This window comes from Halomonas sp. TH-94, from assembly GCF_057473365.1.
Genome location: NZ_JBYCKL010000026.1, coordinates 1 through 14,791 on the forward strand (window position 1 = coordinate 1; position 14,791 = coordinate 14,791).

General features: G+C 62.0%; 11 protein-coding genes. 3 read left to right on the forward strand and 8 right to left on the reverse strand.

Annotated elements, in window-relative coordinates; translation table 11 throughout:
- The 6 genes from AC2VNO_RS04620 to AC2VNO_RS04645 all read right to left on the reverse strand — a co-directional run.
- Window positions 1–150 (reverse strand): Rnf-Nqr domain containing protein (locus tag AC2VNO_RS04620; RefSeq protein ID WP_486933055.1); only part of this gene is annotated, 150 nt, incomplete at its 3' end.
- 1 nt (window position 151) lies between these two features.
- Entirely contained in the window at window positions 152–820 is a 669-nt protein-coding gene (locus AC2VNO_RS04625) for an NADH:ubiquinone reductase (Na(+)-transporting) subunit D (RefSeq protein WP_228574447.1), read from the reverse strand.
- A 9-nt stretch (window positions 821–829) separates the two neighbouring features.
- Window positions 830–1,642, reverse strand: coding sequence for a Na(+)-translocating NADH-quinone reductase subunit C (locus AC2VNO_RS04630; RefSeq protein WP_228574449.1), 813 nt, complete (start codon window positions 1,640–1,642; stop codon window positions 830–832).
- Window positions 1,642–2,868, reverse strand: coding sequence for an NADH:ubiquinone reductase (Na(+)-transporting) subunit B (locus AC2VNO_RS04635; RefSeq protein ID WP_228574451.1), 1,227 nt, complete (start codon window positions 2,866–2,868; stop codon window positions 1,642–1,644). Before AC2VNO_RS04635 ends, AC2VNO_RS04630 begins: the two co-directional genes overlap by 1 nt.
- A complete protein-coding gene (locus AC2VNO_RS04640) occupies window positions 2,868–4,217 on the reverse strand; it encodes a Na(+)-translocating NADH-quinone reductase subunit A (RefSeq protein WP_228574453.1) in 1,350 nt (449 codons plus the stop codon). Before AC2VNO_RS04640 ends, AC2VNO_RS04635 begins: the two co-directional genes overlap by 1 nt.
- Window positions 4,218–4,582: 365 nt before the next feature.
- A complete protein-coding gene (locus AC2VNO_RS04645; protein ID WP_486933036.1) occupies window positions 4,583–6,046 on the reverse strand; it encodes a glyceraldehyde-3-phosphate dehydrogenase in 1,464 nt (487 codons plus the stop codon).
- Window positions 6,047–6,277: 231 nt separating this feature from the next.
- Between AC2VNO_RS04645 and mfd the strand changes: the two genes are divergently transcribed.
- Together mfd and AC2VNO_RS04655 are read left to right on the forward strand one after the other, a co-directional pair.
- A complete protein-coding gene (mfd, locus tag AC2VNO_RS04650) occupies window positions 6,278–9,727 on the forward strand; it encodes a transcription-repair coupling factor (RefSeq protein WP_486933037.1) in 3,450 nt (1,149 codons plus the stop codon).
- A gap of 174 nt (window positions 9,728–9,901) precedes the next feature.
- On the forward strand, window positions 9,902–10,984 hold the full coding sequence (locus tag AC2VNO_RS04655) for a L,D-transpeptidase family protein (protein ID WP_486933038.1): 1,083 nt from the start codon (window positions 9,902–9,904) through the stop codon (window positions 10,982–10,984).
- A 131-nt stretch (window positions 10,985–11,115) separates the two neighbouring features.
- Here AC2VNO_RS04655 and AC2VNO_RS04660 read toward each other — a convergent pair whose 3' ends face one another.
- A complete protein-coding gene (locus AC2VNO_RS04660) occupies window positions 11,116–11,379 on the reverse strand; it encodes an Lpp/OprI family alanine-zipper lipoprotein (RefSeq protein WP_228574461.1) in 264 nt (87 codons plus the stop codon).
- A gap of 192 nt (window positions 11,380–11,571) precedes the next feature.
- Window positions 11,572–12,186, reverse strand: coding sequence for a L,D-transpeptidase family protein (locus tag AC2VNO_RS04665; protein WP_486933039.1), 615 nt, complete (start codon window positions 12,184–12,186; stop codon window positions 11,572–11,574).
- A gap of 178 nt (window positions 12,187–12,364) precedes the next feature.
- On the opposite strand from AC2VNO_RS04665, the gene AC2VNO_RS04670 reads away from it, so the two are divergent.
- The gene (locus AC2VNO_RS04670) at window positions 12,365–14,779 is read left to right on the forward strand and encodes a phosphoketolase family protein (RefSeq protein WP_486933040.1); all 2,415 of its coding nucleotides are present in this window, start codon (window positions 12,365–12,367) and stop codon (window positions 14,777–14,779) included.
- The last annotated feature ends 12 nt before the right edge of the window (window positions 14,780–14,791 follow it).

The following is a 14,791-nucleotide window of genomic DNA, read 5'->3' on the forward strand; positions in this document are numbered from 1 at the left end:
GGTCAACACCACGATTACCGCGATGCCGAGACCGAAGGCCGCCGAGACCTTCTTGGAAACCGCCAAGAAGGTACACATGCCGAGGAAGAACGCCAGAGCCAGGTTCTCGACGAAGACCGAGGCGACGAAAAGGCTAATATAGTGTTCCATGTTACACAGCCTCCTTCGGCTCGGTATTGTGCTTCATCTTGAACTCGTTGGCCTCTACCTGTTCCGGGTGCATGCCACGAATAGCCCAAATCAGCAGGCCGATGATGAAGAACGCCGATGGCGGCAGCAGCAGCAGGCCGTTAGGTACGTACCAGCCACCGTTCTGGACGGTCTCCAGCACGGTGAAGCCGAACACGCTGCCTGAGCCGAACAGCTCGCGCACGAAGCCGACCACCATCAGGATGAGGCCATAGCCCAGGCCGTTACCGATGCCGTCCAGGAACGACAATCCCGGCGTGTTCTGCATGGCGAAGCCTTCGGCACGCCCCATCACGATACAGTTGGTGATGATCAGGCCGACGAAGACCGAGAGCTGCTTGGACATTTCGTAGGCGAATGCCTTGAGCACCTGATCCACCACGATGACCAACGAGGCGATGATGGTCATCTGCACGATGATACGAATCGACGAAGGAATGTGCTGACGAATCAGCGAGACGAACAGGTTCGAGAATGCACAGACGAAGATGACCGCCAAGGTCATGACCAGCGATACGCTCATACTGGTGGTCACGGCCAGGGCCGAACAGATGCCAAGCACCTGAAGGGCGATGGGGTTGTTCCTCGTCAGCGGCGTCGTTAGAACGCCCTTGGGAGTAATGGCTGACATAATCGCTCCTTAAGCTTCAGCTTCGAGTTCGACGTCGGCTTCCTGGGCTTCTTCCGGATCGATTCCTGAACGGAATGTCGCCAGATACTCACCGAAGCCTTCAGGGCTCAGCCAGAACTGCAGCATGTTGGTCACACCGTTGGCGGTAAGGGTAGCACCCGACAGACCGTCCACCTGGTGATCGCCAGTTCCGCTGCCGCGGGCCACGCGAATGGCGGGGGTCACGCTCTCTTCATCGGCGAAGATCTGCTTGCCCTCCCACTGCGCCTGCCAGCGCGGGTTGTTCACCTCGGCGCCGAGTCCCGGCGTTTCGCTGTGCTCATAGTAGGTGATACCCACGATGGTGTTGCCGTCGCCCTCGATGGACATGTACCCGCGCATCAGGCCCCACAGCCCCTGACCACGAATGGGCAGGATGATCTGATCGGGCTGATCGGGATCGCCAACCAGGTAAACGGTGGCGAAGTTCTCGACACGGGTCAGGCCGGCGATATCACGATCACCCGAGAGGGTGCGGCCAGTGGCCGGATCGCGAGCAGCCTGGAAGTGGTCGAAAGTCTCCGGGTCGAACTCGTCGGTGTATTCCCCGGTACGCATGTCCACTACCCGCGGCGTGATCTCAGCGAAAGCCGCCTCGACGTCGATACCCGGCTCGTGCAGGTTGGCCACGCGCAGGATATTGGTCTTGCGGTCGAGTTCCACGTTGAGCTGCTGCATGGGACGCAGTGCTACCGCAGCAGTGGAGACGATGACGGAACACACGATACAGAGTGCGAATGCCACCCCCAGGATCTTCTTGATGGAGTTATTGCTCTGTGCCATCAGGCAGTCTCCTCGGCCGGCACACCGGTGCGCTGAATGCGGCGCTTGATGTTGGCCTGAACAAAGAAGTGGTCGATCAGCGGCGCGAACAGGTTGGCGAACAGGATCGCCAGCATGATGCCCTCAGGGAATGCCGGGTTCACCACGCGGATGAGAACCGTCATCACACCGATCAAGGCGCCGAAGATCAGTCGTCCCTGGTTGGTCATGGACGCCGATACCGGATCGGTAGCCATGAACACCATACCGAAAGCGAACCCGCCGATTACAAGATGCCAGTACCAGGGCATGGCAAACATCGGGTTGGTGTCGGAGCCAATCAGGTTGAAGAGTGCACTGGTCGCAACCATGCCGAGGAAAACCCCGAGCATGATTCGCCACGAGGCGATCTTGGTCCAAAGCAAGACGGCGGCACCGATGAATATGGCCAGCGTCGATACCTCGCCCACGGAGCCGGGTACGAAGCCGAGGAATGCATCCCACCAGGTGTACTGGCTGGTCAGGTCGGCCATGCTCTCCTGGAAGGCGATGGAGAGCGGCGTGGCACCGGTATAGCCATCAGCGGCCACCCAGACGGCATCGCCGGAGATCTGCGCCGGGTAGGCGAAGTAGAGGAACGCCCGCCCCGTCAATGCCGGGTTCAGGAAGTTCTTGCCCGTACCGCCGAAGATCTCCTTGCCGATCACCACACCGAAGGTGATGCCGAGCGCCACCTGCCACAGCGGGATGGTGGCCGGCAGGATGAGAGCGTAGAGAACCGAGGTGACGAAGAAGCCTTCATTGACCTCATGGCCGCGCTTGACGGCGAAAACCACTTCCCAGAACCCGCCGACCACGAAAGTCACGAGGTAGATGGGCAGGAAGTAGGTGGCACCGAGAACGAAGTTGGCCCACAGGCTGCCCGGATCATGCCCGGAAGCCAGTGTCATGAGGATGGCTTCACGCCAGCCGCCCATGGAAGCATAACCGTCGGCGATCGCCGTATTGGCCATCCATCCCGCGTTCCACATGCCGAAGAGCATTGCCGGGAAGGTACACAGCCACACGGTGATCATGATGCGCTTGAGGTCAACGCCATCGCGAACGTGAGCCGTTGTCTTGGTCACGCTGGGGGGCGCATAGAAGATGGTGTCCACCGCTTCGTACAGCGGGTACCACTTCTCGTACTTGCCACCCTTGTGGAAGTGCGGTTCGAGATTGTCGAGTGTCTGTCGGATACCCATCATCAGGCCTCTTTCTCGATCATGGTGAGGTTGTCACGCAGGATGGGACCGTATTCGTACTTGCCTGGGCACACATAGGTGCACAGCGCCAGGTCCTCTTCATCCAGCTCCAGGCATCCAAGCTGCATACCTACCTCGATGTCACCGACGATCAGCGAGCGCAGCAGCTGGGTCGGCAGAATATCCAACGGCATCACTTCCTCGTAGACCCCCACCGGCACCATGGCCCGCTCGGAGCCATTGGTAGAAGTATTGGGGGCGTAGTTGGAAAGACCCTTGAACTTCGACAGGTAGATTCCCAACACCGAGTGACGATTGGCGCCCGGTGACATCCAGCCCATGAAGGCGCGCTTGTTGCCCTCTTCCAGCAGGGTCACCTGGTTGTGGAAACGACCCAGATAGCGCAGTCCGCCTTCAGCGGTGCAGCCGGCGAATACCGAGCCGGAGATCACGCGCGTATCGTCAGGCTGGAGAATTTCCCCCGCCAACAGCTCCTCGGTGCTGGCACCGATGCGGGTACGCAGCAGGCGGGGGTTTTCGGCACGCGGCCCACCCACTGCCACGATGCGGCTGGTCTCGATCTTGCCTTCCGCAAACAGCTTGCCGAAGGCAATCACATCCTGATAGCCGATGTGCCATACCTTGCGGTGCAGAGCGACCGGCGAAAGATAGTGGATGTGGGTTCCCACCAGACCTGCCGGGTGTGGACCGGCAAAGGTTTCCACCTGCACGCCATTGACACCGCTGCCAGGAATGGCTGCGTCGGGCGCCGTGCACAGGAACACCTTGCCCTGGGTCAGGCGCGTCAGCACCTTGAGTCCATCCTCGAAGGCATCGGCCTGCGCGTTGATGATGACTGCCGGATCGGCGCTCAACGGGTGGGTATCGATGGCAGTGACGAAGATGTCCGCCGGCGCGCTGTCGATGGCCGGCGTACGTGAGAAAGGACGGGTACGCAGCGCGGTCCACAGCCCGGACTCGACAAGCTGGTCCACCACGACCTGACGCTCGAGGCCTTCCAGCCCGCCGCGCCCGTGCGCCGTGAACTCTACCGCTTCTTCATTCTCGTCGATCTGGATCACGACGGAGAGCAGCTTGCGCTTCTCACCGCGGTTGATGGCGATGACCTCACCGGCAGCCGGTGCCGTGAAGCGAACGCCTTCGTTCTTCTTGTCGGTGAAGAGGAGTTGGCCCAGTTTCACCTTGTCCCCTTCCCGGACCTCCATGGTCGGCTTCATGCCGACGTAGTCGGTGCCCAGGATAGCCACGTGACGCACGGCACGCGCATCCTCGATGCGCGGCTCGGGCGTCCCCATGATGGGGAGATCCAGGCCTTTCTTGACTTCGATCATAGTCTCGCCCAGTTGATGGATCGGAAATACGAAGGAAAGGGGTTCGAATGGATTCGAATTCTTGTTGGGTCAGTACGTTACCAGTCAGGCCCGAAGTCGCTTCGGACCACCCCGAAAAATCCACAGCATTATAAAGACAAGCGCGACCAAAGGCCACACGGCCTAAGGTCGCAAAAAGGGCAACGAAGCCGCATTACTGCTATTGGGCAAAGGGTTCAAAAGTCGTTGAAACGCGCTCGTTTCAAGCTGTTCCGCATGCCACGACGAAGCGAGCCGGCACTAGGGAAGCGCCGGCCAGCCTGAAATGAAAATGACTCAGGTCAGAAATTCCCGACCTCTTAGGTCGGGAATGCCCACGCTCGGGCTCAGCCCTGGCTGCGCGGCAGCTTGAGGAAGTGCACGTTGGAGATGTGCTGCAGAATGCGCACCACCTGGCAGCTGTAGCCAAACTCGTTGTCATACCAGACGTAAAGCACGGCCTGCTTACCGCTGGCAATGGTCGCCTTGGCATCGACGATGCCGGCATGGCGGTTGCCGACGAAGTCGGATGACACCACTTCGGGCGAGTCGACGTAGTCGATCTGCTTCTGGTAGGCGGAGTCGGTCGACATGCGACGCAGGTAGTCGTTCAGCGCCGCCGCATCGGTCTCGCGACCCAACGTCAGGTTGAGTATGGCCATCGAAACGTTGGGAATCGGCACGCGAATGGCGTTGCCGGTCAGCTTGCCGGATAGCTCCGGCAACGCCTTGGCCACCGCCTTGGCCGCTCCGGTCTCGGTCAATACCATGTTGAGCGGTGCGCTGCGCCCGCGGCGATCGCCCTTGTGGTAGTTGTCGATCAGGTTCTGGTCGTTGGTGTAGGCATGCACGGTTTCCACGTGACCGCACTCAATGCCGTATTCGTCATTGAGCACCTTGAGCACCGGTACGATGGCGTTGGTGGTACACGATGCCGCCGACAGGATGGTGTCTTCGGCGGCGATATCGCCATCGTTGATACCGAACACGATATTCTTGATATTGCCCTTGCCCGGCGCGGTGAGCAGCGCCTTGGACACGCCCTTGCACTCCAGGTGCTGGCCTAGACCCGCCTCGTCGCGCCAGATACCGGTGTTGTCCACCACCACGGCGTTATCGATACCGTAGGCGGTATAGTCGATGTCGCTCGGCTTGTCGGCATAGATCACCTGGATCACGTTGCCGTTGGCGGTAATGGTACGCGCCTCGTAATCGACGCTGATGGTGCCATCGAAGGGACCGTGAACGGAGTCGCGACGCAGCAGGCTGGCACGCTTCTCCAGGTCCTTGGCGATGTCGCCACGGCCACGCACGACGATGGCGCGCAGACGCAGCAGGTTACCGCCGCCGGCCTTCTCTACCAGAACTCGTGCCAGCAGACGTCCGATACGACCGAAGCCGTAGAGCACCACGTCCTTGGAGCGACCGTTGTTGCCGCTGGGATCATGAGCGTCGACGATTTCGGCCAGTTCCTCACGCAGGAACGCCTTGGCATCGCCGCCGCCGCGCTTCTTGTACGCCACACCCAGCTTACCCACGTCGACATGTGCCGGCCCCAGGTTGAGCTCCGCCATGGCCTGCACCAGCGGCAGGGTGTCCTGCACCGAGAGCTCGGTACCCTCAACCTTCCTGACGAAACGATGGTCCTTGAGGATACGGATCACCGAGCGATTGAACAGCGACCGCCCGTAGAGAGTGGTGACCACGTTGTTGTGGCGGTACAGGCTGCCGATCAGTGGAATCATCTGTTCGGCAAGCGCCTGATTGTCGTGCCATTCCTGAAAGACGGTCTCGAGGGGTTGTTGAGTCACGTGAAGCCTCTCTGGTATCGGAAAATTTCATCTCATTATCCGGTTCGGACCGTACCGGGGCAATCGAAGGATGGTCGCAGGCGCTGTAGGGGGATTACAGAAATCGAGGCTTGACTACAAGCGTCGTATCGGGCTGGTATGATCCCTCCCTGTCCTTGCAGCTGCATTCGATTCGCCGCTGCGAACGGCCCAACGGCCTGCATACACGATCGACGATGTCCTGACGCCACCATGCCCAAATTCTCGCTGCTCGAACCACCTCGCCCCTCGGGCGTCCGCGAAACGCTCTTCTGGCAGCTGCCACCTGGCAGCGCATCCGCCCTGGCGTTGGCCCACCTGGCAGACGATGCGCCCCTGCTGGTCGTCACCCCGGATACTGCCAGCGCCCAGCGCCTGGAGAACGATCTACGTTTCTTCGCCGGCGTACCGGTGATGCCGTTTCCCGATTGGGAAACGCTGCCCTACGACAGCTTTTCGCCGCATCAGGACATCGTTTCCGAGCGCCTGCGCACCCTGCGACGGCTCCAGGACGGAGAGCATGGCATCGTGCTGGTGCCGATCAACACCCTGATGCAGCGGCTGCCTCCCGTTGCCTACATCGCCGGACGGGTACTCACGCTCGAGGTAGGCATGCGCCTGGACCGCGAGGGATTCAGGGAAAGCTTGTCCCGTGCCGGTTATCGCGCCGTGGAGACCGTTTACGAGCCAGGGGAATATGCCCTGCGCGGCGCATTGATCGACCTCTACCCCATGGGCAGCGAGAGCCCGCTGCGAATCGATCTGTTCGACGACGAGATCGACACCCTGCGCCGGTTCGACCCCGATACGCAGCGCAGCCAGGATAAGGTCGAACGGGTCGAACTGCTGCCGGCGCACGAATATTCCCTGTCACGCAGTGCCATCGCCTGCTTCCGTGAAGGTTTCGAGACCCTGTTCGACGTCGACCCTCGCCAGTGCCCGCTCTATGTCGATGCGCTCAAGGGCATTCCATCCCCCGGTCTGGAACAGTACCTCCCGCTGTTCTTCGAAGAGACGGCCACGCTCTTCGAACACCTGTCGGACGCCACCCGCGTCGCCCTGCTCCCAGATGTCTACGGCGCCGCCGAGCACCACTGGCAGTCGATCGAGAGCCGCTATGAAAACCTGGGCGTCGATCCCACCCGGCCGCTGCTGCCACCGCACCGTGCCTTCGTTCCGGTGGCGGAAGTGTTCGCCGCCTTCAAGCGCCACCCCCGGGTAGAACTGATCGCCGCAGGCGAGCATCGTCATAGCCAAGTTGCGGCCGCCTCTGCGCTGCCGGAAGTGGCGATCAATGCCCGCGCCAAGCAGCCGCTGTCGGCGCTGCAACGATTTCTCGAGCAGCATGCCGATACCCGCGTCCTGTTCGTGGCCGAGTCGCGCGGTCGGCGCGAAGCGCTGGAAGAGATGCTCACGCCGCTGCATCTCGACCTTCCTCACGTCGACGGCTTCGATGAATTCTGCCGGACCGGCTCGCGATTGGCGCTGACCGAAGGTGAAATCAGTACCGGGCTGTGGCTCGAGCAGCCCGACCTTGCCGTAATCAGCGAAACGGAGCTGTTCGGCGATGTCGTCCGCCAGAGCCGCCGGCGTGAAAAAGCTACCGATATGGGCGAGCTGGCCATACGTCATCTCGCCGAGCTGCGCCCCGGCTCTCCGGTCGTGCATCAGACCCACGGTGTGGGGCGCTATCGCGGCCTGGAGCGCCTGGAAGCCGGCGGCCAGGCAGCGGAGTTCGTCGCCCTCGAGTATGCCGACGGTGCCAAACTCTACGTGCCGGTGGACAACCTGCACTTGATCTCGCGCTACGCCGGCGCCGACGATGAGCTCGCCCCGTTGCATCGCCTGGGCTCGGAGCAGTGGGACAAGGCCCGACGCAAGGCGGCGGAGAAGATTCGCGACACCGCCGCCGAGCTGCTCGACGTCTACGCGCGCCGCGAGGCCCGAGAAGGCTTCGCCTGTGCCGAGCCCGATCAGGAATACTCCCGTTTCGCCGCCACCTTTGCCTTCGAGGAGACCCCCGATCAGCGTGCCGCCATCCGCGCGGTGATCGAGGACATGACCGCCCCGCGCCCGATGGATCGCGTGGTATGTGGAGACGTCGGCTTCGGCAAGACCGAGGTCGCCATGCGTGCGGCCTTCCTCGCCGTGCATTCGGGGCGCCAGGTGGTGGTATTGGTGCCGACCACCCTGCTCGCCCGACAGCATTACGAGAATTTCCGCGACCGCTTTGCCGACACCGCGGTACAGATCGAGCTGGTGTCACGTTTTACCGCCGGCAAGGGCCAGGCGGCATCGCTGGAGCGAATCGAGAGCGGACAGGCCGACATCGTCATCGGCACCCACAAGCTGCTTTCGAAATCGATGAAGCTGCCCAATATGGGGCTGTTGATCATCGACGAAGAGCATCGCTTCGGCGTCGGCCAGAAGGAGCGCCTCAAGGAGCTGCGCGCCGAGGTCGACATCCTCACCCTGACCGCCACCCCCATTCCGCGCACGCTCAACATGGCCATGAGCGGCATTCGCGATCTCTCGATAATCGCCACCCCCCCGGCACGCCGTCTGTCGGTGAAGACGTTCGTTCAGCAGCGCGACGAGTCGATCATCAAGGAGGCGATCCTGCGCGAGATTCTGCGCGGCGGGCAGGTCTACTACCTGCATAACGAAGTGCGAACCATCGAGACCGCCGCCGAGACCATCCGCAGCCTGGTGCCCGAAGCCCGGGTCGCAGTGGCCCATGGCCAGCTCCCCGAGCGAGCCCTCGAACGGGTGATGTCGGACTTCTACCACAAGCGCTATAACGTGCTGGTGTGCTCGACCATCATCGAGACCGGGATCGACGTACCCAGTGCCAACACCATCGTCATCGAGCGTGCCGACAAGTTCGGTCTGGCGCAACTCCACCAGCTGCGCGGCCGGGTCGGACGCAGTCATCATCAGGCCTACGCCTATCTGCTCGCCCCACCGCCTCGGGCCATCTCGAAGGATGCCGTCAAACGCCTCGAGGCAATCGGTGCCGCCGAAGATCTCGGCGCCGGCTTCACCCTGGCCAGCCACGACATGGAGATTCGAGGCGCCGGCGAGCTACTCGGCGAGGAACAGAGCGGGCAAATGGAGGCCATCGGTTACACCCTGTACATGGAGATGCTCGACCGCGCCGTAGCCGCCATTCGCGCCGGCAAGACACCCAATATCGAAGCGCCTCTGAGGGCGGGAGTCGAAGTCAGTCTCAATCTGCCGGCGCTGATTCCGGACGACTACCTGCCCGACGTTCAGCAGCGTCTGGTGATGTACAAGCGAATCAGCAGCGCCGCGGACGAAGCCGAGCTCAAGGAGCTGCAGGTAGAGATGATTGACCGCTTCGGCCTGCTGCCCGCGCCAGTCAAGACCCTGATGCGCCAGACCCGCCTTCGCCAGCGCGCCGAGCGTCTGGGTATCGTACGCATCGAAGCCGGTAGCGAACGTGGGCGGGTCATCTTCGGGGGGCAGACCGCCGTCGATCCGCTCATCCTGGTCAAGATGATACAGACGGAGCCGCGACGCTATCGGCTCGACGGCGCCGACACTCTGCGCTTCGAGGAGAAGATGGAGGATGCCGAGTCGCGCTTCCAGGCCATAGAGCTGCTGCTCGACGCGCTCAACCGCAAGGCCCAGGCCGCCTGAACGACACGGTTTCGGTATGGTAAAGCGCAGCAGGACTCCCGCTACGTTCGGGAACGCTATACTATGCGTAGGTGTCCAATTCGCAGCCTTGACACGAACCCGGCGCCCCGACTAGGAAGGCGCGTGACTGTCGCCTATTACCCCCGGCGACCTTATGACGAGATCATGACGTAGATGAACAACCCGACACTGGCCAGGCGAATCGGTCTTGGCGCCGCCCTGTTCGGCCTTGCTGCCTATCTGGCCACGGCAGCCATGGCGCAGGAGAGCGCTACCGAAACCCAGGAGATGCCTCGCGGACACTTCCACCTGCCCGAAGCGGGCAACGTGATCGGTGAGGCCTATACGGTCGTCGTCGAGGAGGGCGAGACTCTTCTCGACATCGGCCGTCGCCATAACGCCGGTTACGATGAAATGCGTATGGCAAACCCCGACGTGAGCATCTGGGCACCCCGCCCCGGCACCGAGGTGATCATTCCCGCTCAGCACATCCTGCCGGATACCCCTCGTGAAGGCATTGTCGTCAACCTTTCCGAGCTGCGCCTGTACTACTATTCGCGCCCCGGGATCGTCGAGACCTATCCGATCAGCATCGGCAGAGACGGCTTTGCCACGCCGGTGGGCGTGACCCGCACCACCGTCAAGGTGAAGGACCCCCACTGGTCGCCACCCCGCTCCATGCGAGAGGAAGCGGCTGCCCGCGGCGAGCCGCCGCCCGCCGTGGTACCGCCGGGCCCGGACAACCCCCTGGGTCGTCATGCCATTCTGCTGGGTCTCCCGAGCTACCTGATCCATGGCACCAACATGCCGGATGGGGTCGGCATGCGTGCCAGTCGCGGCTGTATCCGCATGTTCCCGGAAGACATCGAATCGCTCTATGAGCGCGTCCCCAGCGGCACCCAGGTCAATATCATCGATCAGCCCTTCAAGGTCGCCTGGTCGGCGGATGGCGTGCTCTACGCTCAGTCCTTCCCGCAACTCGAGGAGAACCAGGGCACCTTCGAGCCGATCATCAATGCCATGGAAGTCCTGGCCAATGCCTTCGGTGAAGAGCGCCCGCCGGTCGACTACGCCCAGCTGCGCCGGGTAGTGGAAAACCCCGACGGACGCCTGGTCTCGCTGTTGAAAGTGGCCGAGGAGCAGCCTGTGCATCAAGAGCCCAGCCAGCCGGACACTCTGGACGATGGCCTCTTCTCGGAGATCGAGCTCGGTCAGCTCTCTGGCCTGTTTACGGAGCTCGAGGCCTATCGCCGCTGAGCCACCGCTTCGCTGCCCTGACGATTCCGTCAGGGCAGCTTGGGCAACGCCATAACGAGAAAACCCCGCCGAAGCGGGGTTTTCTCGTTGCAGACCGCCATCGCCCGAAGGCGATGAGGCACTCAGCAGAATTACTTCTGCATGGAGCGCTGGAACATGCGGTTCATTTCATCGCGGTTCTGCTCAGACATCTGCAGGGCCGCCTGGGCGTCACGCTGCGCCTGGTTGGCAGTGTTCTGAGCCTGAGTAGCGATGCTACGAGCTTCTGCAGCGTCGGCCTGAGCGGCTTCGGCAGTCTGGCGAACTTCGTCCAGAGCAGCGTTGGTCGCACAGCCAGCCAGAATGGCCATGGAAGCAGCAGCGGCGGTCAGCTTCAGAGTGGTCTTCAGAGTCATGATGTTCTCCTTGAGTCTTCCTTGGTACTGCACAGTTTCGTACAGCGGCTTTGGTGATGCCTGTGATCCAGGCTTTCCTGCTCAATGCAGGATTCTTGCAGCGACTGCTGCCAAGCACAGGAGTCAAACGCTGTTTTATAATACCATACGGCGCTTGTCCATAGCTCGAATTGTCCCTTGCGTAACTTGAGCCTAGCGGATGACGACGCGAGTGCCAATGTCGATCAGCTCGGTAAGCCTTTCAACCTGGGCGTCGGTGACCGCCACGCAACCCTGAGTCCAGTGATAACTGGCATGTACCTCCGGGTCTGCTCTACCGAGGCCGTGAATGCCGATGAAGCCCCCCAACACGGTTTGCTGCGGCGGATACCCATGGCGCCGGTAGTAGGCGAAATAATCTGCGTAATCTTGCTCCGTGTAAAGCCCTGTTTCCAACGCCATGCGCGCGTGGGACGGCGTAGGATAGTCAATTCCTATGAAGATGTGCCACTGACTCTCCCAATTGAAGCGATTGACGCGAAACTCGCCTTTTGGCGTAACGTTACCGCCATAGGTCCGCATCGTCTCGGCGCCCGATCTGCCCAACGAAACGGGAGCGAAGCGCTCGACGAGGAGATTCCCACGGTAGACGTTCAGGGAGGAGTCTCGATCGTCGACGAGTATCCAGACCTCGCTGTCGTGACGCGGCAGGTGCGCGCGCGCAAGCATGGTATCGATCAGATTGGCCTGGGCCTCACGACCCATCACCAGGGTAAAGGGGGCCAGCAGGGCCAACTGGCCAAAGCGACGGCGGGAAATGGATCTCATCAACTCCTCACGGGCCATGTCGGTTCGTTAGCGTCTTATAACGTATCGTGACGCGACTGTCAGTCCACTTAACGTAACCGTGCAGTGATCTCGCGGTTCCTGACGTTGATCAATGGTCTTTGCACAGGCTTGCTTCTAGGCTCAAAGTCTAGTTTCCAGGCCATTCAGGAGCCCGCTCATGCCCACTCGGTCCGACAGCTCACTACCGCCTCGCCACGCGCAGCACATGCCTGTCGGGGATGACCCCGATTTCACTACCTGGGCAAGAGGGGTGGGCATGATCAGCCACAACCCTGTCACTCAGGCCGGCATTGCACGTCTCCTGGAGCGGCATGCGCCGGAGCCTGAGCTCAGGCGCCAGTGGCTTGCCAAGCTGCGAGCGGCAGACCGGCTCGCCAACATGGGCATGTGGTTGGTGGCCCACATGACCTACGCCCAACGGGTGCGACTGGACGGCGAGCCGCTGTCCGCGGAGGATTTCAAGTCCCATCCTGAGGGCCATACCGGCGGGGCTCTCAACATGGTGCCCGCCTATGTCGGGTATCTTGCCGCCAACAGCATGACCAAGCTGACCCGAAGCTGGCTCATGGGGCAAGGCCACTGCGTAGCCGCCATCGATGCGCTCAACGTGCTTATCGACAACATGGGCCCCGCCCACGCCGAACGCTATGCACTCAGCGACGCAGGCCTGACCCGCTTGGTCAACGACTTCTATCACTGCGGCGTCGATGCCACCGGGCAGCCGATTTCTCCGCTCGGCAGCCACGTCAACGCGCATACGGCGGGCGGATTGAGTGAAGGCGGCTATTTGGGCTTTGCAGGCCTTCAGTATGCGCACATGCCTCTTGCGCACCAGCATCTTGTTGCCTTCCTCAGCGACGGTGCCTTCGAAGAGCAGCGCGGAAGCGACTGGATGCCACGCTGGTGGCGAGCCGAAGATTGCGGACCTGTCGTTCCGGTGATGATCGCCAACGGCAGGCGTATCGACCAGCGCACGACCATGAGCCAATCGGGTGGCACGCATTGGTTCGAAGAACACCTGATACTCAATGGGTTCGCCCCCTTGACCATCGATGGGCGAGATCCTGCCGCTTTCGCCTGGGCGATAATCAGCGCCGAAGACGAGCTCGCCGGACAGGTGGCGGCACTGCAACAAGGCCACGGACGCTACCCGCTGCGGTTGCCCTACGTCATCGCCGACACTATCAAGGGCTATGGTTTTCCCGGAGCCGGCACCAACGCAGCGCATAACCTTCCCCTTGGCGAGAACCCAGCGGATGACACGACGGCGCGGCGACGTTTCAACGAGGGCGCGGCAGCCCTGCATGTACCTGAAGCAGAACTTCGCCAGGCAATCGCCGAGCTCAGCGATCACGCTGCGAGCCAGCGCCCCAAGGAGCGCGACCACGAGCTGGCCGTCGCCGTGGCGCCACTGCCGAGCATACCGCAGCCTGAGCCCTACCCCTTGGGCAAGCCGGTCTCGCCAATGGCGGCAGTCGATCAGGCTTTCGTGAGGCTGGCGGAGGCCAATCCGGCACTCCGGGTGCGCATCGGCAACCCTGACGAGATGCGCAGCAACCGTCTCAACCTGACCCTGGACCTGCTGAAGCATCGCGTCACCGATCCCGAACCGGGTGTGGCCGAAGCCCTGAACGGGTCGGTGATCACGGCACTCAACGAGGAAGCGGTAGTCAGCGCGGCACTCGCCAACAAACAGGGTCTGAATCTCGTCGCCTCCTATGAAGCCTTCGCCGTCAAGATGCTGGGGGCCATGCGTCAGGAGGTCATATTCGCCCGCCACCTACGCGAAGCCGGCAGCGAACCTGGCTGGCTATCGGTACCCGTCATCGCCAGCTCACATACCTGGGAGAACGGCAAGAACGAACAATCGCACCAGGATCCCACGCTGTGTGAGGCCTGGCTGGGCGAAATGGATGACGTGGCGCCGACGCTATTTCCGGTGGATGCCCCCAGCACAGTGCACGCCTTGCAGCGGCTCTACCTAAGCCTTGGGCGTATCGCCGTCGCAGTGGTGCCGAAAAACCCCGTACCGGTAGCGCTGAGTGACGAGCAGGCTGCGCGCCTGTGTGAGGACGGTATCCTCTGTTTACAGGACGCTCCTTCCCCACGGGTGCAGCTCTTCGCGATTGGTGCCTACCAATTGAGCGAGATGCAGCGGGCGCTGGCCAGACTCAGCCAAGCCGGCGTCGCTACCAGCCTGTACGTCATCCTGGAGCCTGGCAAGCTGCGCGAAGCCAGGGACGAGCGTGAAGCCGCCGCCACCCTGAGCCATTGCCGCCTCAGTCAACTGGTACCGCATACGGATGCCCGCGTCTTCCTGGGCCACTGCCGCCCCGAACCGCTGTGTGGCGCGTTGAGGCCGCTCGACACCGGAACTCGCTCGCGCTTCCTGGGTTACCGCAACCGAGGCGGCACGCTCGACACCTTCGGGATGCTATATGCCAACCGCGCTACCTGGGCACATGTGCTGGAAGCGGTCAGCGAAGTGGCCGAGCTCGAACTCGAGACCGTGATGAATGACGCAGAACGCCTGGCGCTCGCCGGGGAGGGCGACCCGAAGGTACTACGTTGAGCGGGGCGTCAG